General features: G+C 68.9%; 16 protein-coding genes. 3 read left to right on the top strand and 13 right to left on the bottom strand.

Going from position 1 to position 19,750, the window contains the following annotated elements:
* Positions 1 to 2: 2 nt before the first annotated feature.
* Positions 3 to 1,850 (bottom strand): ABC transporter ATP-binding protein, encoded by a 1,848-nt coding sequence (locus BMX96_RS05635; RefSeq protein ID WP_091844623.1) that lies wholly within the window; start codon positions 1,848 to 1,850, stop codon positions 3 to 5.
* A 278-nt stretch (positions 1,851 to 2,128) separates the two neighbouring features.
* Here BMX96_RS05635 and BMX96_RS05630 point away from each other — a divergent pair, with 278 nt between their 5' ends.
* The gene (locus tag BMX96_RS05630; RefSeq protein ID WP_091844622.1) at positions 2,129 to 2,476 is read left to right on the top strand and encodes a response regulator; all 348 of its coding nucleotides are present in this window, start codon (positions 2,129 to 2,131) and stop codon (positions 2,474 to 2,476) included.
* Positions 2,477 to 2,495: 19 nt separating this feature from the next.
* Here BMX96_RS05630 and BMX96_RS05625 read toward each other — a convergent pair whose 3' ends face one another.
* The 3 genes from BMX96_RS05625 to chrA are packed head-to-tail and all read right to left on the bottom strand — an operon-like array spanning position 2,496 to position 7,852.
* Positions 2,496 to 5,921, bottom strand: coding sequence for a chemotaxis protein CheB (locus tag BMX96_RS05625; RefSeq protein ID WP_091844621.1), 3,426 nt, complete (start codon positions 5,919 to 5,921; stop codon positions 2,496 to 2,498).
* A complete protein-coding gene (locus tag BMX96_RS05620; protein ID WP_091844620.1) occupies positions 5,914 to 6,471 on the bottom strand; it encodes a PAS domain-containing protein in 558 nt (185 codons plus the stop codon). Before BMX96_RS05620 ends, BMX96_RS05625 begins: the two co-directional genes overlap by 8 nt.
* A gap of 58 nt (positions 6,472 to 6,529) precedes the next feature.
* Positions 6,530 to 7,852 carry a chromate efflux transporter gene (gene chrA / locus BMX96_RS05615; RefSeq protein WP_091844619.1) on the bottom strand — a complete coding sequence of 441 codons (1,323 nt, stop codon included), beginning with the start codon at positions 7,850 to 7,852 and terminating at the stop codon, positions 6,530 to 6,532.
* Positions 7,853 to 8,001: 149 nt separating this feature from the next.
* Between chrA and BMX96_RS05610 the strand changes: the two genes are divergently transcribed.
* A complete protein-coding gene (locus tag BMX96_RS05610) occupies positions 8,002 to 10,461 on the top strand; it encodes a GcvT family protein (protein ID WP_091844618.1) in 2,460 nt (819 codons plus the stop codon).
* Positions 10,462 to 10,476: 15 nt separating this feature from the next.
* Here BMX96_RS05610 and BMX96_RS05605 read toward each other — a convergent pair whose 3' ends face one another.
* The 8 genes from BMX96_RS05605 to BMX96_RS05570 all read right to left on the bottom strand — a co-directional run bounded on the left by BMX96_RS05605 (position 10,477) and on the right by BMX96_RS05570 (position 18,038).
* Positions 10,477 to 11,400 (bottom strand): carbohydrate kinase family protein, encoded by a 924-nt coding sequence (locus tag BMX96_RS05605; RefSeq protein ID WP_091844617.1) that lies wholly within the window; start codon positions 11,398 to 11,400, stop codon positions 10,477 to 10,479.
* A 15-nt stretch (positions 11,401 to 11,415) separates the two neighbouring features.
* Positions 11,416 to 12,504, bottom strand: coding sequence for a TFIIB-type zinc finger domain-containing protein (locus BMX96_RS05600; RefSeq protein ID WP_236736973.1), 1,089 nt, complete (start codon positions 12,502 to 12,504; stop codon positions 11,416 to 11,418).
* 54 nt (positions 12,505 to 12,558) lie between these two features.
* Positions 12,559 to 13,674, bottom strand: coding sequence for an SPFH domain-containing protein (locus BMX96_RS05595; protein ID WP_091844615.1), 1,116 nt, complete (start codon positions 13,672 to 13,674; stop codon positions 12,559 to 12,561).
* 229 nt (positions 13,675 to 13,903) lie between these two features.
* Positions 13,904 to 14,869 (bottom strand): DUF2927 domain-containing protein, encoded by a 966-nt coding sequence (locus BMX96_RS05590; protein WP_236736972.1) that lies wholly within the window; start codon positions 14,867 to 14,869, stop codon positions 13,904 to 13,906.
* A complete protein-coding gene (locus tag BMX96_RS05585) occupies positions 14,866 to 16,029 on the bottom strand; it encodes a toxic anion resistance protein (protein ID WP_091844614.1) in 1,164 nt (387 codons plus the stop codon). Before BMX96_RS05585 ends, BMX96_RS05590 begins: the two co-directional genes overlap by 4 nt.
* An 11-nt stretch (positions 16,030 to 16,040) precedes the next feature.
* Entirely contained in the window at positions 16,041 to 16,916 is an 876-nt protein-coding gene (locus BMX96_RS05580) for a 5-bromo-4-chloroindolyl phosphate hydrolysis family protein (protein ID WP_091844613.1), read from the bottom strand.
* Positions 16,916 to 17,107, bottom strand: coding sequence for a hypothetical protein (locus tag BMX96_RS05575; RefSeq protein WP_091844612.1), 192 nt, complete (start codon positions 17,105 to 17,107; stop codon positions 16,916 to 16,918). The genes BMX96_RS05580 and BMX96_RS05575 overlap by 1 nt, the downstream gene beginning before the upstream one ends.
* A 118-nt stretch (positions 17,108 to 17,225) precedes the next feature.
* Entirely contained in the window at positions 17,226 to 18,038 is an 813-nt protein-coding gene (locus BMX96_RS05570) for a pseudouridine synthase (RefSeq protein WP_091844611.1), read from the bottom strand.
* 28 nt (positions 18,039 to 18,066) lie between these two features.
* Here BMX96_RS05570 and BMX96_RS05565 point away from each other — a divergent pair, with 28 nt between their 5' ends.
* Positions 18,067 to 18,522 (top strand): nucleoside deaminase, encoded by a 456-nt coding sequence (locus BMX96_RS05565; RefSeq protein WP_236736971.1) that lies wholly within the window; start codon positions 18,067 to 18,069, stop codon positions 18,520 to 18,522.
* Positions 18,523 to 18,555: 33 nt separating this feature from the next.
* On the opposite strand, the gene pobA is transcribed toward BMX96_RS05565, so the two are convergent.
* Positions 18,556 to 19,740 carry a 4-hydroxybenzoate 3-monooxygenase gene (gene pobA, locus BMX96_RS05560; RefSeq protein WP_091844609.1) on the bottom strand — a complete coding sequence of 395 codons (1,185 nt, stop codon included), beginning with the start codon at positions 19,738 to 19,740 and terminating at the stop codon, positions 18,556 to 18,558.
* Positions 19,741 to 19,750: the final 10 nt, after the last annotated feature.

Below are 19,750 nucleotides of genomic sequence, written 5' to 3'. Positions count from 1 at the left end.
GTTCAGTCCTCGCTTGCCAGGAAGCCGCCCGATTGGCGTTGCCACAGCCGGGCGTAAAGTCCGCCCTTCGCCAACAGCTCGGCGTGGGTGCCCTGCTCGGCGATGCGGCCGCCATCCATCACAACCAGCCGGTCCATGGCGGCAATGGTGGACAGCCGGTGCGCGATGGCGATCACGGTCTTGCCCTCCATCAGAACGGACAGGCGCGACTGGATGGCGGCCTCGACCTCGCTGTCGAGCGCGCTGGTCGCCTCGTCCAGCACCAGGATCGGCGCATCCTTCAGCGCCACGCGGGCGATCGCGATGCGCTGCCGCTGGCCGCCCGAAAGCTTCACGCCCCGCTCGCCCACGTGGGCGCCCAGACCGCGCCGCCCCTCGGCATCGCTGAGGCCCGGAACGAATTCCTGCGCCTCGGCCATTGCGACCGCCTGCTCGATCTGGGCCTCGCTGGCCTCGGGGCGGCCGTAGGCGATGTTCTCGCGCACCGAACGATGCAGCAGCGCGCTGTCCTGGCTGACGACGCCGATGGCGGCGCGCACGCTGTCCTGCGTAACTTCGCGCACGTCCTGCCCGTCGATGGTGATACGGCCCGCGTCGATGTCGTGCAGCCTGAGCAGCAGGTTGACCAGCGTCGACTTGCCGGCACCCGAGCGGCCCACGAGGCCCACCCGTTCGCCGGGACGGACATGCAGCGTCAGGTCGTTCAGCACCGCCATTGGCCGCGCATCGTCGGCGCCGGAATAGCGGAAGGTCACGCTGTCGAACCGGATCTCGCCCGCGACGGGCACGAGCGGCGCGGCGCCGGGGCGGTCCTGCACCGCGCGCGGCAGCGACAGGGTCGAGATCCCGTCGCGCACGGTGCCGATATTCTCGAATAGCGCGGCGAATTCCCAGGTGATCCAGTGCGACATGTTGTTGAGCCGCAGGGCCAGCGGCACGGCCACGGCCACGGCACCGACCTCGACCCGGCCCGCGGACCACAGCCACAGCCCGATGCCCGTCACCGCGGCCACCAGCGCCACGTTGATCGTGTTGAGGAAGATGTCCTGCGCCGCCGACAGCCGCATCTGGCGATGGACCGTGCCCAGGAACCGGTCCATCCCCTCGCGCATCCAGGCCTCTTCCCGGTCGGAATGGGAAAACAGCTTTACCGTGGCGATGTTGGTATAGCTGTCGACGAACCGTCCGGTCATGCCCGCGCGCGCGTCGGCCTGACGTTGCGCGACCTGTCCAAGCCGCGGCACGATCACCCACAGCATCACGCCATAGGCCGCGGCCCACGTGGCGAAGGGCAGGGCCAGGCGCCAGTCCAGCGTCGCCGCCAGCACCAGCGCCGACAGGAACAGGGTCGATACGTAAACGCCCACGTCGACCAGCTTCATCGCGACCTCGCGCACGGCCAGCGCGGTCTGCATCAACCGTTGCGAGATCCGGCCCGAGAACTCGTCGTTGAAGAACCCGATCGACTGCCGCAGCAGGTAGCGATGGGCCTGCCAGCGGATGCGCTGGGGGAAATTGCCCATGAGTGTCTGGTGCATGATGACCGTCGACACCGCGTTCAAGAGCGGCAGCACCAGCAGAAGCACCACCGCCATGAACAGGATGCGCCCCCCGTGCAGGTCCCAGAACTGGTCGCGGGGCGTGGCGGACAGGTCGTTGACGATCTCGCCCAGCCAGCCGAACAGCGCGACCTCGATCACGGCCATGGCACCCGACCCGAGCCCCAGCAGCACGAGCCATGGCAACGCGCCCCGGCTGTAATGCAGCATGAACCGTCCCAGCGTCGCAGGCGGCATCTGCGGCGGGTCATCGGGATAGGGCGCGATGCGCCGCTCGAACCAGGCAAACATGGGCTGTCCTCGGGGTGTCGCGCGGCCCGTCGGGCAGGCGGCGCAGGGCCTCAACATAGGCAGGTTGCCGGCTGTTGTCAGGGCCGGAATCGGCCACCTCCGCAAGCCCCGGCCCGAGGACGCCCGCGACGGCAGGCCATTACGACGCCACGTCGCTTGCGCAAGCGCTTGCAATGCGCGGGCGCCCCCCTAGTTCCCACGAAATACCCGCAGGAAAGCGGGTCGGCGAAAGGGCGTTACCGGGTGAGATCACGCCCGGCGAGTGGGACGATGCGTAAATGACGAAGAATGTACTGGTGCTCGATGACGAGGCCCTTATCGCCTACGACCTCGCCGACACGGTCGAAGCATCGGGACGCAAGGTGATCGGCCCCGCGATCTCGATCAACGAGGCCCGGGAACTGGCCAAGAAATACTGCCCTGACATCGCGCTGCTCGACATCAATATCCGCGGACAGACCGTATGGGAACTGGCCGAGGAACTGCGGCACCTGGGCTGCGCCCTGATCTTCTGCAGCGCGAACGCCGCGCCGAGCGATCCCGACTTCGCCTTCGCCGATTGCACCTTCGTACCGAAGCCGTCCTCGCCCGAGAAAATTTGCAAGGCGCTGGAACAGGCGGGGTAACGACGGCTGGCCTCGTGGCTCAGTCGTCGCCGTCCATGGCCGAGAAGACCAGCCGCCGCCGATAGCCCGAGTCCAGCCGCTCGGCCTCGACCTCGCCCGAGAGCTGGTGCGCCGTGGCCGAGACCAGCCGGGTCCCGAACCCGCTGCCATCGGGCACGTCGTCGGCCACGCCGTCTTCCAACCAATTCAGATCGATTTTACCGTCCGCATCGGTCCAGTCGATCCGCAGCGTGCCGCCATCGACGGCGAGCGCGCCGTACTTCATCGAATTGGTGATCCACTCGTGGAAGATCAGGGCGAGCGGCGTCAGCCGTTCTCGGCCGATGAGCACATCGGTGCCGTCGATCTGGATGGAATGGTCGTCCAGGACCGGCGACAGGACGGCGTCGATCACGTCACGCAAGGCGAATTCGTTGACCTCGTCCAGCCCGGTGGAAAGCGAATGGGACCGGTCCAGCGCCTGCAGGCGACCGCGCAGGGTCGCGGCGAAGGACTCCACGTCCTTTACGTCGCGGGCCGACACGCTGATCAGCGACGACACCACGGCAAAGAGGTTCTTCACCCGGTGATGCATCTCGCGGATCAGAAGTTCGCGCTGGGCCAGAAGCTCGCGCTCGGGCGAAACGTCGTAGGTCACGCCGATGAACTTGCGTTCGCTACCGGCGGGCACGCGCCGCCCCATGCCGTGCAGCCAGCGGGTGCCGCCGTCGCGCAGCTCGATCCGGAACACCTCGTCGAAATCTCGGTCGCCGTCCATGGCGCGGCGCAGGGCCGAGTTCACGCGGTTGCGGTCCTCTTCGGGCAGCTTCTCGAGGATTACGTCCATGCTGTCCTCGTTCGTATCCTGCGACAGGTCCAGCAGCGTGCGCTCGGTCTCGTCCAGCGTGATCGCGTCGCTTTTCGGCTCGTACTCCCACACGCCGATCCCGGCCACGTCAAGCGCAAGGCCCAACCGCTCCTGCTGCTCCTTCAGGTTCCGCTCGAGCATCAGGATGTTGGTGACATCTGTGAAGATCAGGGTCGCGCCGTCGGTCTCCCCGTCAAGCCGACGATAGGGCACGACGCGGGCGACGAAGGTTCGATCCTCGGTCTGGCTGCGGTATTCGCCGGACTCGTTGCGCCCGGCGGCCGCGCTGGCCATGTCCAGATATTCCTGGTCCGTCAGCTTGCTGGGGATGTCCGACAACGATTTGCCGACGCTGTGCTTGGACAGGTTGAAAAGATCCTCGGCGGGATCCGTATAGCTGCGCAGCCGCAAGTCCCGGTCAACCACCATCACCACCAGCTCTGTCGAGCCGAAGAAGTTCTTTAGGTCGGCATTGGCGACCGTCAGCTCGTCGACCTTGTTCTTCAGTTCGTCGTTGACGGTTGTCAGTTCCTCGTTCGTCGATTGAAGCTCTTCGTTCATCGACATCATTTCTTCGTTCGAGCTTTTCAGCTCTTCGTTCGTCGTCTCGAGCTCTTCGACGGTCGAACTCAGACGGTGCCGGGCCGATTGCAGTTCTTCCTCGAGATACCGCAGTTGGCCGTTCTGGGGATCGACCTCGGTCATCTCGTCGCCCTCGAAGGGCTGGAGCGGGCCGGTCTCGCGGATGACGAGGAGGGTCGAGGTCATCTCGATCGGCTCGGCGGCAACCGAACAGGGGATCTTGCCGAACTCGGTCGCGATCTCGACCTCGGGCAGGGTCACGCGGCGGGCCTCGGTACGGCTTTCGCGCAGCATGGCGCCCAGCACCTCGCGCAGACCCGGGCGGGCGAGCGACGGGACGTGCACATAGCGTTCGACCCGGTCGGGGAAATCCAGGTAGCGGCCGACGCGGCCCCATTTCTGCAGCAGGTTGCCCTGGTCGTCGATCAGCATGCTGACCGGCGCATAGGCCTCGGCCAGGCGGCGGAGCGCGGCGCTTTCGGTCGCGTCCTCGCGCGGCCGGGACCGCTCGCGATAGGGTGTCGCCGCCCGGCGTTCCCCGTCGCGGGTCGAGCCCCGCGCCAGTTGCAACGAATAGTGGCTGCGCACCGACTTGCGACGGAAGATGCGCGCGCTCTGGTCGATGGTCTCGAACAGGTCCTCGAACCGGCCGATGGCCTCGGACGAGCCAAGGAAAAGATAGGCATCCTTGCGCAGCGCGAAGTGGAACAGCGGCACCACCTGTGCCTGGATCTCTTCGTTGAGATAGATCAGCAGGTTGCGGCACGAGACCAGGTCGATCTTCGAGAAGGGCGGATCCTTGATCAGGCTGTGCAGGCTGAAGCGCACCATGTCGCGCACCTGCGGGATCAGCGAAAAGTTGTCCTGGTTGACGATGGTGTACTTATCGCGGAATTCGGCCGGGATATCGGTCAGGGCCGACAGCGGGAACGTACAGGCGCGGCCCAGGTCCAGCATCTTGTCGTCGATATCGGTGGCGAAGATTTGGACGTAGGGGCGCACGTCGTGCTTGCGGATCGCCTCGATGAAGTAGATCGCGTAGGTGAAGGCCTCTTCCCCGCTGGAGCAGCCGGGAACCCACAGACGGATTTCCTCGCCGTTGCGCGCGTTCGCCACCAGCGGCTCGATCACCTCGGCGTTGAGCTTCTCGAAATGCTCGGTGTCGCGGAAGAACCGCGTCACGTTGATCAGCAGGTCACGGAAGAGCAGGTTGCACTCTTCCAGGTTCGACTGGGTGAAGCGCAGGTACTCCATCCCGTCGTCGATCCCCAGAACCTGCATCCGGCGGGCGACGCGCCGCACCAGCGTGGGGCGCTTGTAGCTTGAGAAATCGTGCCCCACGGTCTCGCGCAGCCGGTCGCACAGCGCGTCGATGTAGTCGGGGCTGTCGATCTTGGCCGAGCGCGCCGTGGTCTGCATCTCGGTGCGGTCGAAGAAGCGGGACAGATGCTCGATGATCCCGTCGGGCTCGGACACCACGTCGACAAGACCGGTCCGGATGGCCGAGGTCGGCATCCCGTCATACCGCGCAGTCGACGGTTCCTGCACCAGACACAGGCCGCCCTGTTCCATGATGGCGCGCATGCCGCGGCTGCCGTCGGCCCCGGTGCCCGACAGGATCACGCAGGCCGAGTTGCCGCGCTTGTCATGCGCAAGGCTTTCCAGGAAATCGTCGATGGGCCGCCGCATGCCGCGGGGGTCGACGAACTCGGTCAGTTTCAGCACGCCCTGCTCGATCGCCAGACCATTGCCCGGCGGAATCACGTAGATGTGGTTCGCCTCGAGCACCTCGCCGCCGGCGGCCTGCGACACGGCCATGTCGGTATAGCGCTCGATCAGCTGCGCCATCAGCGACTCGTGCGTGGGGTCCAGGTGCTGCACGACGACGAAGGCCATGTCCGCAGGTTCGCGGAAGGCCGAGAACATCTCGCGCAGGGCCTCGAGCCCGCCCGCGGACGCGCCGATCCCCACCACCGGCAGGTTGTGCTGGTCGTAGCGGGGCCGATCTTCAATCATTCAGCTTCGCCTGGATGATGGTCTCGAAGCTAGATGCGAGCGTGGCGGTGGAGCTGAGCATGGGCCAGCCGCTCTGGCTGGTCAGCGCGTTGATCTGTTGGATGTCGCTGGCCAGCGCGTCGTCGAAGGCGTCGGCCCCGCGCGCGGTGAACTTCGTGATGTCGAACTGCGACCCGAGGAACAGCGTCGGTTTGCCGGGGCGGCGCAGCTTGGACATGTAAAGCAGGTTCAGAAACCGCTCGCCCGATTTGCGCACGTTCGAGATCAGGAACCGGTCCTGGGTCTTGGCGTCATTGGCCATGAAGGCGCGGATGCGCTCGCGCACGGGACCGGCGCCCTGTTCCGGTTGTAGGAAACGGCAGTTCCGGCCCACGACCTCGTCGCGGTCGTAGCCAGACAGCCGACAGAAGGCGTCGTTGGCAAAGATCAGGGGCGCGTCGTCGATGCCCGCATCGGCAAAGACGATGGGGACTTCACTGCGACTGAGGATCTCGATGACCGAAGCGGGAAGGGCGTGCTCGCCATGCCCGGCGGTGGAGGTGTCTGTCATGTTTGCAAGGTGCGCATTTATCGGGGAATGTCCAGTCGTCTCAAGGGGAAACGGCGCGTCAGATCAGGACGTGCGCGGCGGCGCCGAGACCGGCGCCCAGGGCGATCCCCGCCGCGACCGGCCAGCGCAGCGCGAAGAGCGCCACCGCGACCGCCACGGCGATGCCGGTCGCCACCGGGTCCAGTGTGGCGGGGGCCGGCAAAAGCAGCCTGGCGGGGCCGGCCCGCAGCGTGGCCAGCTCGGTGAACAGAACGTGCAGGGCGAACCAAACCGAAAGATTGGCGATCACCCCGACGACCGCCGCCGCCACGCCGGCCAGCGCTGCGGCCAGGCGACGGCGGCGCGACAGGATGTCGATCCATGGCGCGCCCGCGAAGATCCACAGGAAACAGGGGGCGAAGGTCGCCCACAGAGTCACGATTGCCCCCGCCAGTCCCCACCAAAGGGCATGCTCGGGCACCAGCGCGGCGCGGGCCGAAGCCAGGTAGCCCACGAACTCGGTCACCAGGATCAGCGGTCCGGGCGTCGTCTCGGCGAGACCCAGCGCGTCCAGCATCTCGCCCGCCGTCAGCCAGCCGCGCCCGGTCACGGCCTCCTGCGCCATGTAGGCCAGCACCGCGTAGGCGCCGCCGAAGCTGACGGTCGCGAGGGTCGCGAAGAACCGCGCTAGCTCGGCAAAGATCGGCGGCGCGACGAGGCCGATCGCGGCCAGGGGCAGCAGCCAGACCGCCAGCCACAGCGCCACGCGTCTCAGGGTGGCCGTGACCTCGGCCCCGCGCGGCGCGTCGCCCGAGTCCGATGCGGTGTTTGCCGGCGCGGCCAGCCGCAGCGCGCCCCATACCGCCGCCAGCGCCACCACGGCCGGGTAGGGCACCGCGAACACGAAGAGCGCGAGAAAGGCGAGCCCGGCGAGCGCGACCGCCTCGGGACCGCGCAGGGCCCGGCGCGACAGCCGGACCAGCGCCTGCACCACGATGACCAGCACCGCCGCCTTGATCCCGGTGAACAGCGCAGCCACCAGCGCGAGATCGCCGTAGCGACCGTATAACGCCGCCAGCGCCGCGATCAGGATCGCGCCGGGCAGCACGAACAGGCCGCCCGCTAAAAGGCCGCCGCGCACGCCGTGCATCCGCCATCCCGCGAAGGTCGCCAACTGCATCGCCTCGGGGCCGGGGAGCAACATGCAGAAGGACAGCGCGTCGAGGAACTGCCGTTCGCTCAGCCAGCGCCGTTCGTCCACCACCATCCGGTGCATCAGGGCGATCTGCGCCGCCGGGCCGCCGAAGGACAGGATCCCGATCCGCGCCCAGACCCGCGTCGCGTCCCGCAACGCGGGGGTTGGCTGGCTAGCGATCGCCGCGCCATCAGATTTCTCGGCCATAGCCATTCACCCTTGCGCGACTGCCCCACGGCGCATCTAGTCGCGGGAGTAGGCGAGGCAAGCGAGGCGCGTATGGGGGCCGGATACCGCAGAGAGGGGGCGAATGGCACAATGGCTGGCCGCTGCCGCGGACGGTGCCTGGGGCGCCCGTGAGCATTCCTGACACCGCCCGGGCCGTCATCATCGGAGGCGGCGTCATCGGCTGCTCGGTCGCCTATCACCTGGCGCAACTGGGATGGCGCGATGTCGTGCTGCTGGAGCGCAAACAGCTGACCAGCGGCACCACGTGGCACGCGGCCGGGTTGATCGCGCAGCTGCGCGCCAGCGCCAACATGACCCGGCTGGCGAAGTATTCCGCCGACCTCTACGCGCGGCTCGAATCCGAGACGGGCCTTGCCACCGGGATGCGGCAGACCGGTTCGATCACCGTGGCCCTGACCGAGACGCGGGTCGAGGAACTGCGGCGGCAGGCCGGCATGGCGCGCGCTTTCGGGGTCGAGATTTCCGAGCTGGCGCCGGACGAGATCGCGGCGCGATACCCGCACCTGAACACCGACGGCGTTTGCATGGGCGTGTGGCTGCCCGGCGACGGGCAGGGCGATCCGTCCAACATCGCGCTGGCGCTGGCCGCGGGCGCGCGGGCGGGCGGCGCGCGCATCGTTGAGCAGACCCGCGTGACGGCGATCGACCGGGTGGGCCGCCACGTCCGGGCCGTGCGCTACGACGGCCCCGATGGCCCGGGCCGCATCACTGCCGAGCACGTGGTCAACTGCGCCGGCATGTGGGCGCGCGAGGTCGGCGCCATGGCCGGCGCCACCGTGCCGCTGCACGCGGCCGAGCATTTCTACATCGTGACCGAGCCCGTCGCCGGCCTGGGCCGCCTGCCGGTCCTGCGCGTGCCGGACGAATGCGCTTACTACAAGGAGGACGCGGGCAAGCTGATGCTGGGCGCGTTCGAGCCGCGCGCCAAGCCCTGGGGTATGGAGGGCATCCCCGAAAGCTTCTGTTTCGACGAATTGCCCGAGGATCTCGACCATTTCGCGCCGATCCTGGAACGCGCGGTCGAGCGGATGCCGATGCTGGCGCAGGCGGGCATCCGGACGTTCTTCAACGGGCCGGAAAGCTTCACGCCCGACAACGCCTACCTGCTGGGCCGCTGCAACGAGGCCGACAACCTGTGGGTCGCGGCGGGCTTCAACTCGATCGGGATACAGTCCGCGGGCGGCGCGGGCATGGCGCTGGCGCAGTGGATGCAGGACGGCGTGCAGCCTTTCGACCTGGGCGATGTTGACGTGGCCCGTGCCCAGCCGTTCCAGCGCAACCGCCGCTACCTGCGCGACCGCGTGAGCGAGACGCTGGGTCTGCTCTACGCCGATCACACGCCTTTTCGACAGAAGGTCACCGCGCGGGGCGTGCGGCGCTCGCCCCTGCACGCCCACCTGCTGGCGCGGGGCGCCGTCATGGGCGAGCTTGCCGGATGGGAACGCGCAAACTGGTTCGCCGCGCCGGGCGGGGTCGCGGCATACGACATCGGATGGGGTCGCAGGCCCTGGTTTCCGAACTGGGCGGCCGAACATGCCGCGCTGCGCGAGGGGGTCGGTCTTTACGACATGTCCTCCTTCGGCAAGATCAGGGTCGAGGGCGCCGATGCCGCCGCCTTTCTCGACCGGGTCTGTGCCAACCGGATCGACGTTCCAGTGGGCCGCATCGTCTACACCCAGATGCTGAATCCCCGCGGCGGGATCGAGGCCGACGTGACCGTCACGCGCCTGTCCGACACGGCCTTCCTCGTGGTGACACCGGCCGCGCGCCTGCACGCCGACATGGCGTGGCTGCGCCGCCACTTGGGCGACGCCCGCGCCGTGATCGTGGATGTCACGGCGGGCGAGGCCGTGATCTGCGTCATGGGACCAGGGGTGCGCGGGCTGATGGCCGCGGTTTCGCCCGACGACTGGTCCGACGCGGCCCAGCCCTTCGGCACCGCCCGCGAGGTCGAGATCGGGATGGGCCTCGCCCGGGCGCACCGGGTCTCCTACGTAGGCGCGCTGGGCTACGAGCTTTACGTCAGCGCCGACATGGCCGCGCATGTGTTCGAAACGCTGGCCGCGGCGGGCGCGGATCACGGACTGGCGCTTTGCGGACTGCACGCCATGGACAGCTGCCGGATGGAGCGCGGGTTTCGCCATTTCGGCCACGACATCACGCCCGAGGACAGCCCGCTCGAGGCCGGGCTGAGCTTTGCCGTGCCGAAGGACAAGACAGGCTTCATCGGGTGTGACGCGGTCGCCCGGCAACGGGACGAGGGGGTGAAGCGGCGGATGGTCGCCCTGCGGCTGGACGACCCCGCGCCCATGCTGTTCAACAACGAACCGGTGCTGAAGGATGGCCGGGTGGTCGGGCACGTAACGTCCGGCAGCTATGGCCATCACGTGGGCGCGGCGCTGGGGCTTGCCTACCTGCCGTCCGAACTCTCGAACCCGGCTGCCCTGGCCGAGGGCGGCTTCGCCATCGAGGTGGCGGGGCAAGTGGTGCCCGCCACCGTGCAGCGCCGGGCGTTCTTCGATCCCGACGGGATCGCGATGCGCGGTGATCTTCCGGGCGCCCCCTAGGCGGTTCGCCTTGAACTACAGTCCCAGCTCGGCCGCCGTCGGAGGGTTGGCGCCCGCGCGGCTGACCGTCACGGCGGCCGCGCGCGTGCCAAGCGCCAGTGCCGCGCGCAGCGTCTCGTCGTCCAGCGCGGCGATGGCGTCCTTCGTCAGCACTCCGGCCCGGTCCAGCGCGGCGAGGAACCCCGCGTTGAACGTGTCCCCCGCGCCCACCGTATCGACCACCTCGACCCGCTGTGCGGTGACGCCAACCGATCCGCGCGCGGTGAAGGCGGTAACGCCCTTCGCGCCCTCGGTGATGCAGACGATCTTCGTGCCTTCCGCCACCAGCTCACCCGCCAACGTGGCGATGTCGCCGTCGCCCTTCAGCCAGTGCAGGTCCTCGTCGCTGAGCTTCACCACGTCCGCGCGCGGCAACATGGCGCCGAGCCGGGCGCGATAGGTGTCCTCGTCCGAGATGAAGCCGGGGCGGATATTGGGGTCGATCATCACCACGCGCTCGCCCGCCTCGCGCGCGCAAAGCGCGGCGTAGGCCTCGGCGCAGGGCTCGACCACCAGCGAAATTCCCCCGAAGAACAATGCTGTTGCAGATACGGCGTCTGGCAGGTCGCCCGGCGACAGCATGCGGCCGGCCGTGTTCTCGTCGTAGAAGGCATAGCTCGCGTGACCGTCGGTCAGGGTCACGAAGGCCAGCGTGGTGGGCTGCGACGACCGGGCCGCCAGCGCAGTGTCGACGCCGTCCCGCTTCAGCGTCTCGACCAGTTGCTGGCCGAACAGGTCGTCCGACAGGCCCGAGAAGAACTGCGTCTCCGCGCCGAGCCGCGCCAGCGCGATGGCCGTGTTGAAGACCGCACCGCCCGAGTAGGGGGCGAAGGCCCGCTCGCCCGCCGGCGTCTCGCGCGGCAGCATGTCGATCAGCGCCTCGCCGCAGCACAGGATCATGGCTTTCCTCCCCCTCTAGCCGTTCAACGCATAGACATAGCCCAGAACCGCCGCAAGGATCAGCCCGGCTCCCACCGCGAGCGCGATCTTCCACGCGGACCACGGCCGTTCGCCCTGCACGCGCCCCGTCTGGCCGTTGACCACGAAGCGGTAGCTTTTCCCGCGAAAGCGATAGGCGGCCAGCCACACCGGCAGCAGGACGTGCTTGAAGGTCACGTCGCTGATGTCGGTGTCGATCCGGTCGATCCGCTGCCGGTCGCCGCCGATGTCGAACCGGACATCATGGGCGATCTGCGCGTCCATCCGGGTGCGCGCGGTGCCGAACCCGTCCTCGAGCGGCACCTGGTAGCCCTCGGCCCGGAACCCGGCCAGGAAGTCGGGGCTGTAGGGCACCAGGGCCGACAGGTCCCACGGCTCCAGCGCGTCGGTGTGCCCCTTGGGCAGCGATGTCGAGGCCAGCACCAGGACATCGTCGAAGAACCGCGCCACGCGCCCCGAGACGGCCCGCCAGCGCACCTTCTGCACGCGCACCGTCTGGCGTTTGCCGTCGCGCATCACGGTCCGCGTCTCGTAGTAGACCGTGCCCCGCTGCCCGGAATAGCGCGACGCCGTGTCGGCGTCGAAGGTCCAGTAGGGGACATAGATCCCCTGCATCCGCCGGCCCTTGCGGGCGTAGTCCTTCAACCCGTTCGGCGCGAACCACAGCGACCCGAGCCAGTCCTTCATGCCCTGCCGCGCCGCCGCCTCGTCGACGGCGAAGGGCAGCAGGGCCTGCGGCTTGATATGCCGGTGCGCGCCGGTGTCGGTGACCACGGGCGTGGCGCAGAACGGGCATTCCGTGGCGTGGATCTCGGGGTCGAACGCGACCTCGGCGCCGCAATTGGGGCAGCGCGAGACGCGGGTTTCCTCCATCGCGGTGTCCGGCAGACGGGCCTCGATCGCGTCGCGGAAATCCCGCTCGGCGATGGCCGACGGCGCATCCCGGTCCAGCGTCTCGGTGTTGCCGCAATGGTCGCAGACCAGGTTCCCGGTGCCGGGGTCGAACCGCATGTCCGACCCGCAGGCGCCGCAGGGGAACCGATGGTCGGGGGCTGGACCGTCCATCATCGCCGGGCCTGCCGTTGCGGGCCGACCGGGAACGCGTGCGATCGGCGCATGTCAGACGCCGGGCGGCGGGGGCGGCGGCATCACGGTGAACAGGCGGGCAAGCTCGGCCACGTCCTCGGCCCGCATCCATCCGTCCTGGCCCTGCGTCCAGACCATCGTGTCGCGGGTCAGGCCGCCCTCGGTCGCCATGCGGCCCAGCCGTGCCTTGGAGTAGGGGCCGTGGGTCGATCCGTTCTCGGCGATATGCCAGACATGCTCGACCGGTGGCGGAGGCGGCGGCACGGCCGCGGCGGCGGGCGCGGGGCGCGCGCCCCAGGGGCCGGTCTGCGCCATGGCGCCGCCCATCTGCATGCCCAGCCCGGCGCCGAGACCGGTGCCCATGGCCGCGGCCGCCGCGCCGCCCTCGGCGCCCAACGCCTCGGCCGCGCGCCAGCGCATGTGCTCGTCCAGGTTCCCCGCCAGCCCGCGCGACGTCCGGTCGTCCAGCGCCTTTTCCACCGCCTGCGGCAGCGAGATGTTCTCGATGTAGAGCTCGGGGATGACCAGCCCGTAGGCGGCGACCGTCGCGCTGATCTCCTCGGCGACGATGCGGCCCAGGTCGGCGGTGTTGGCGGCCATGTCCAGGACCGGGATGCCCGACTGCGCGATGGCGCGGCTGAACTCCTGCACGATGATGTTGCGGATCTGGAAGCTGACCTCGTCCGAGGTGAAGGCCCCGTCGGTGCCCACGATCTCGCGCAGGAACAGGGCGGGATCGGCGACCTTCACGGTGTAGGTGCCGAAGGCGCGCACGCGCACGGGACCGAACTCGGGGTCGCGCAGGATCACCGGGTTCTTGGTGCCCCACTTCCAGTCGGTGAACCGCGCGGTCGAGACGAAATAGACCTCGGACTTGAAGGGCGAGCGGAAGCCGTGATCCCAGTGCTGGAGCGAGGTCATGATCGGCATGTTGTTGGTTTCGAGCAGGTAGAGCCCCGGCGTGAACACGTCGGCCAGCTGCCCCTCGTGCACGAACACCGCCGCCTGACCCTCGCGCACCGTCAGCTTGGCGCCGTACTTGATCTCGTGGCCCTCGCGCTCGAACCGCCAGACCATGGTGTCGCGGGTGTCGTCGGTCCAGTGGATGACGTCGATGAACTGACCGGCGAGGAAGTCGAATATGGGCATGGTCGGCTCCGGCAAAGAGAGGATTGGCGCCACTAGATCGCAGGTGGTCCCTCCGGCGCAAGGCCATGCGCGCGCTCGCATGTCACAAGGCGGCACGGGCGGCCGGCGCCGGATTCGAGTATTTGAAGACCAGTGATGGGAAGGGGCGCCCCTGCATCACTGGTCTTCAAATACTCACGGCGCAGCCGTTTCCGCCCGCGCAACGGGCCGGGCAGGGGAGAACGGCATGCTAGCTGCCGCCGCCGCCGATGGCCTCGCGCGCCAGTCCCGGCAGCAGGGGCGCGACCTCGGCCTCGGTCATGCCGGGGCGCAGGCGCGCGTCGTAGAGGATGCGCAGCAGCGCCTCGTCCATGGTGGTCAGCAGCGCGAATTCCTCGTCGTCGTTGAAGATCGACGGGCGGGCGCCGGGCCAGTCATTGGCCAGGCCCAGCCCTTGCGTGATCTCCTCGTGCAGGCAGCTCAGGCGCAACAGGTCGGGATGCTCGGCCCGGACGATGGCCACCGCGCGGGTGTAGGCGCCGTTGTCGCGCGGGTCAGAGGCGAAGACGACGCAATAGTTCTGGCGCGGCAGGTCCAGCACCGTTGACAGCGCGCCACTGCCAAGGCCCGGCAGCAGGCGGCGCAGCTCGGGGCCGAGCTCCTTCCTCTCGTCCTCGCGCACCACGTACACGATGAAGTTGCCGCCCTCTTCGACCACGTCCACCGGGTGCCGCGCGGCGCGCGACAGGCGCGACGCCAGCCCGATCATCGCATTGCGGTCACGGGTCACGCGGTCGGGCGTGACCGACGCGCCGAAGCGCGGCTCGATCCGCACGGGCCCCTCCCAGCGGTGCAGCTGGCTGGCGGTCTCGCGCTGCACCAGGCCGCCGCCGCTGGTGTCGTATTCCTGGAACAGCGCCACCCGGCGGAAGGTCTGCGCAAGCCGGTCGGCATCGAACGGCGTGTCAGGCCCGCCTCCGTCCTGGCGCAGCAATCCCTGGGTCAGCAGACTTTGCTGCACCCGCGTGTAGTAGTTGACCAGCGCCGCGCTTTCCGCCGGACGCTCGGCTTCTACGGTCTCGGGCGCCGGCGCGGCACGGGTGGGGCGTTCGGGCGGCCGCGGCACGGGATCGACCGGCAACAGCTCTGCGCACCCCGCCAGCAGCAGGGCCGTTGCGGCGACAACGCCGCGCAGCGGGGTGCGCCAGTGGTTCACTGGGTGGTCCGGTCGCCGCGCGACGATGCGGCGGCCAGCGTGGTCTTCAGCTCGGACTCCATCGCCTGAAGCTCTTCCTCGGCCTTGGCCCGACGCGCGCGACCCTCGTCGGCGATGCGCAGCGAATCCTCGATGGTAGCGATCAGCTGGGCGTTGGCGGCCTTCACCGCCTCGATGTCGAAGACACCGCGCTCCATCTCTTCGCGGACCTTGGCGTTGGACTCGCGCAGGTTGTCGGCATTGGCGCGCAGCAATTCGTTGGTCAGGTCGCCCGCCTGGCGCACCGCGTCGGCGGCATCCTCGGAGCGCTGGATCGTCACCGCCTGCGCCAGCTGGTTTTCCCAGAGCGGCACGGTGTTCACGAGGGTCGAGTTGATCTTCATGACCAGCGATTTGTCGTTCTCCTGCACCAGCCGGATCGACGGCAGCGACTGCATCGTCACCTGCCGCGTCAGCTTCAGGTCGTGCACCCGGCGTTCCAGGTCATCGCGGGCGGCGCGCATGTCGCGCAGATGCTGGCTGTCGATCACGTCGTCGCCCGCGCCGTCCGAGGCCTTGACCTCCAACTGCGGGATCTCGTCCTCGTCCAGGCGGCGCAGCTTCTCCTCGCCCGCCAGGATGAACAGCCCCAGTTCGTCATAGAAGGCCAGCGTCTTCTCGTAGAGCTTGTCCAGCGCCTTGATGTCCTTCAGCAGCTGGTGCTCGTGCCGTTCCAGGTTGCTGGCGATGTCGTCGATCTGGCCCTGCACCTCCTGGTAGCGGGCGGCGAATTTCGCGGCGGGCGCGGCGCGGCCCAGCAGGCGTTCCCAGAAGGTCCGGTCGCGCCGCATGTCGAGCTCGTTGACCGAGAAGCCGCGCAGCGCCGCCACCATCGACCGCAGGCCGTCGCCGGCCGGGCCCACGTCCTTGTTGCGCACGTCGGACAGCATCGCCTGGCTGATCTGCTGAAGCTCGGCCTGCGCAGCCGACCCGAAGCCCACGATCGATCCGGAATCGCCCATGTCGAGCTGCGCGATGCGCTGTTCGACCGCGTCGCGCGTCTCGGGCGGGGCCTCGGCCAGCGCGGGCATGTCGGGCGCCGGTTCGGGCAGGCTGTGGGCGGCGACCGCGTCGATTTCGTCGGTGATGGCGGTCTTGGTCTTCGGTGTGTCTTCGGCCATGGCGGGGTCCCCTAATCCCTGTCGGTCTGCGAGACGGCCAGTGATTCGCGCTCCAGCCGTTCGCGCAGCACTTCGATCTCGATATCCATATCCTGGCGATCGTCCAGCAGCATGGTCTCGGTGCGGCGGGCGAAACCATCCTCGAGGTCGTCCAGAAGCGCGATGTAGTCTTGTCGCACGGCCGGGTCGCGATTGCGCGCATAAAGCGTTGCGAACTTCTCGGTCGCGTCGCGGGCGCCCAGCAAATAGACGCCCAGCCACCGGCGCGCGGCCCGCAGGTCGCGCGGGTCCTGCTCGACGGCACGGAACAGCCGCCGCGCCGTGGCGATGAAGCTTTCGACCCGCGCCTTCAGCGGCTTGTCGCGGGTGGCGTCGATGACCGTGCGGATCTCCTCCAGGTGGGCCTCGGCCTCGTCCACGGCGCGGGCGACCCGGGCGCTGGTGGCCGCGTCGGCGCCCGGCGCGCCCTTGTCGCTCAGCGGATCGGGACCGAAGGCCAGCAGGTGCAGCCCGAAGCCCAGCACGCCGAAGATCACGGGCGCGGCCAGCTCGCCGCCGACCATACCGGCGGTGCCCAGCCCCAGCCCGGTTAGCGCGGCGCCCAGGATCTTGCGCGGCAGGGCAGGGCGGCGCGCGACGGTGCGCGCGTCATAGGCCTCGTGCGCACGCAGACCTTCCCGCGTCAGCCACGCGGCCGCCATGAGCATCCCGAAGGCGAGCAGGTTCAGCAGCAATCCGGTAGGGTCCGACCCGAAGGCGCGGAACACCAGCGGCACGGGCGCGATGAACAGGGCGTTCGACCGGGCACCGGCACGGCTGGGCTTGCGTTCGGCCCAGTCCGCGCCCCCGGCGCCGGGGCTGTGCCGCCCGCCGAAGCGCTGGGCCATCAGCCCGACCCCCAGATCGACACGTAAAGGATCAGGGCCACCAGGATCAGGAACGCTGTCTTCTGCATCATGCCTCCTCCGGGCCGCGCCTCGGACAGCGCCGCGCCACCGGCCCGGATCGCCTGCACCGCCGCGCTGACCACGACCGCCAGCGCGGCCACGATCACCGCGACGAGGATCAGTCTGGACATGACGGTGCGGCCCCCCTCGGCCCTCGATTGCTGCGGAACTTGGCCGGACGACGGACGCCGGGCAAGCCTATGTCATTCAAATATGCAGGTTTCCGCCCGTTCAAAGGGGCGGGCCGCGTCAATCGCGCGAACGGGGACGCTGGGGACGGCGCTTGCGCTGCGGCTTGGGCTTGGCTTCGGCGAAGCCCTCGGTTCCGAGACCCAGCTGCTCGCGCAGCACGCGCGGCTTGACCTCCTCGACCGCGCCGGCCTTCAGGTCGTTCAGGCGGAAGGGGCCGTAGGACACGCGGATCAGGCGGTTCACCGGCAGGCCGATGGATTCCATCGCGCGGCGCACCTCGCGGTTCTTGCCCTCGCGGATGCCCACCGTGACCCAGGCATTGGCGCCCTGCTGGCGGTCCAGCGTCACGGTCATGGGCTGGAAGTGTTCGCCGTCCAGCGTCAGTCCCTTGCGCAGCGGCTCGAACGCGGCATCGTCCGGATTTCCCTTCACCCGGGCGCGGTACTTGCGCAGCCAGCCGGTCGACGGCAGCTCGAGCCGACGCTTGATCTCGCCGTCGTTGGTCAGCAGCAACAGCCCCTCGGACGCGATGTCCAGCCGACCCACCGACAGCACGCGCGGCATGTCCTCGGGCAGGGCGTCGAACACGGTCTCGCGGCCCTTCTCGTCGCGGGTCGTGGTCACGAGGCCCGCGGGCTTGTGGTAGAGCCACAGGCGCGGGGCGGCCGGCGGCTCCAGCGCGTTGCCATCCACCGCGACACGGTCGGACGGCGTCACGTTCAGCGCGGGGCTGTCGATGATCTTGCCGTTCACCGTCACGCGGCCGGCCGCGATCATTTCCTCCGCGCCGCGCCGCGAGGCGAGTCCGGCGCGCGCGATCACCTTGGCGATGCGGTCGCCGGCGGGGCTGTTTTTCTCGGGGCTTGCCATGGCCGAGCGATACGGCGATGGACGAAAGATGCAAAGCCCCTTTCTGAGCCACATGGACCAGGCGCTGGACGAGGCCCGCCGCGCCGGGGAGCGGGGCGAGGTGCCTGTTGGCGCCGTGGTGGTGGCACCGAATGGCCGGGTCCTGGCCGCGCGCGGGAACGAGACGCGGGCGCTGAACGACCCGTCCGCCCATGCCGAGGTGCAGGCCATCCGCGCCGCCTGCGCCGAACTGGGGGCCGAGCGGCTGCCGGGCTGCGATCTTTACGTCACGCTGGAGCCCTGCGCGGCCTGCGCCGGGGTGATTGCCGCCGCGCGCATCGCCCGGCTGTATTTCGGTGCGGCCGATCCGAAGTCCGGCGGCGTGATGCATGGCGCGCGGGTCTTCGCCCACCCGCAGGCCCACCACGTGCCCGAGATCTACGACGGGATCGGCGCCGCGGCCGCCGAGACGCTGCTGCGCGACTTCTTCCGCGCCCGCCGCTGACGGGGGCGGGCGCGCGGCGGTGGTCTGCCTTGCTCAGTCCAGTGGCAGGCCGACGTAATTCTCGGCGATGGCCCGCGATGCGGCCTCGGATGAGGACAGGAAATCGAACTCCGCCCGCTGCATCCGCTTTTCGAAAGGCGAGTTCTCGGGGAATTGGTGCATCAGCGTCGACAGCTGCCACGAGAAGCGTTCGACCTTCCACACCCGCCGCAGGACCGTTTCGGAATAAGTGTCGATATGGTGGTCGTCCCCGTCGCGGAAATGGGCGATCAGCGCGCGCGACAGGATGCGGATGTCGGCCACGGCCAGGTTCAGGCCCTTGGCGCCGGTGGGCGGCACGATATGCGCGGCATCGCCCGCCAGGAACAGGTTGCCGTGGCGCATGGGCTCGGCCACGAAGGATCGCAGCGGCGCGATGGACTTCTCGAACGACGGCCCGGTTTCCAGTTTCGACGCGGCATCGGGACCCAGCCGCAGCGCCAGTTCCTCCCAGAACCGGTCGTCGGACCATTCGTCCACGTCGTCGGACAGGTCGCACTGCACGTAGTACCGGCTGCGCGTTTCCGACCGCATCGACGCCAGCGCGAAACCCCGCGCGTGGTTGGCATAGATCAGCTCGTGGCTCACGGGCGGTCGTTCGACCATGATGCCCAGCCAGCCGAAGGGGTAGACTCGCTCGAACGTCTTCAGCACGTCGGCGGGGATCGATTGCCGCGAAACGCCATGGAAGCCATCGCAGCCAGCGATATAGTCGCATTCGACGACGACCCGCGCGCCGTCATGGGTGAAGGCGACCTTCGGCCTGTCCGAGGTGATGTCGACCGGCTTGGCGTCGGGCACGTCGAAGTAGAAGACCTGACCCTCCTCGAAGCGCTTGTCGAACAGGTCCTTCGTCACCTCGGTCTGGCCGTAGACGGTTACCGATTTGCCGGTCAGCGCCTTGATGTCTATGCGGTGCCGGTCGCCGTCGAAGGCCAGGTCGAAGCCTTCGTGCGGCAGCCCCTCGCGGTGCAGGCGGTCGGCGACGCCGGCTTCCTCCAGCGCGGTGACGGTGCCCTGTTCCAGCACGCCCGCGCGGATCCGGCCCTCGATATAGGCGCGGTCGCGGCGGTCGATGACGATGGTGTCGATCCCGGCATTGGCCAGCAGTTGCGACAGCAGCAGACCGCTGGGCCCCGCGCCGATGATGCAGACTTGGGTCTTGACCGTTTGCGTCATGGGTAGGTCC

The organism is Palleronia pelagia (genome assembly GCF_900110115.1).
GTDB lineage: Bacteria > Pseudomonadota > Alphaproteobacteria > Rhodobacterales > Rhodobacteraceae > Palleronia > Palleronia pelagia.
The sequence above is the reverse complement of the archived record's forward strand: the minus strand, read 5'-3'. Positions and strand labels throughout refer to the sequence as shown.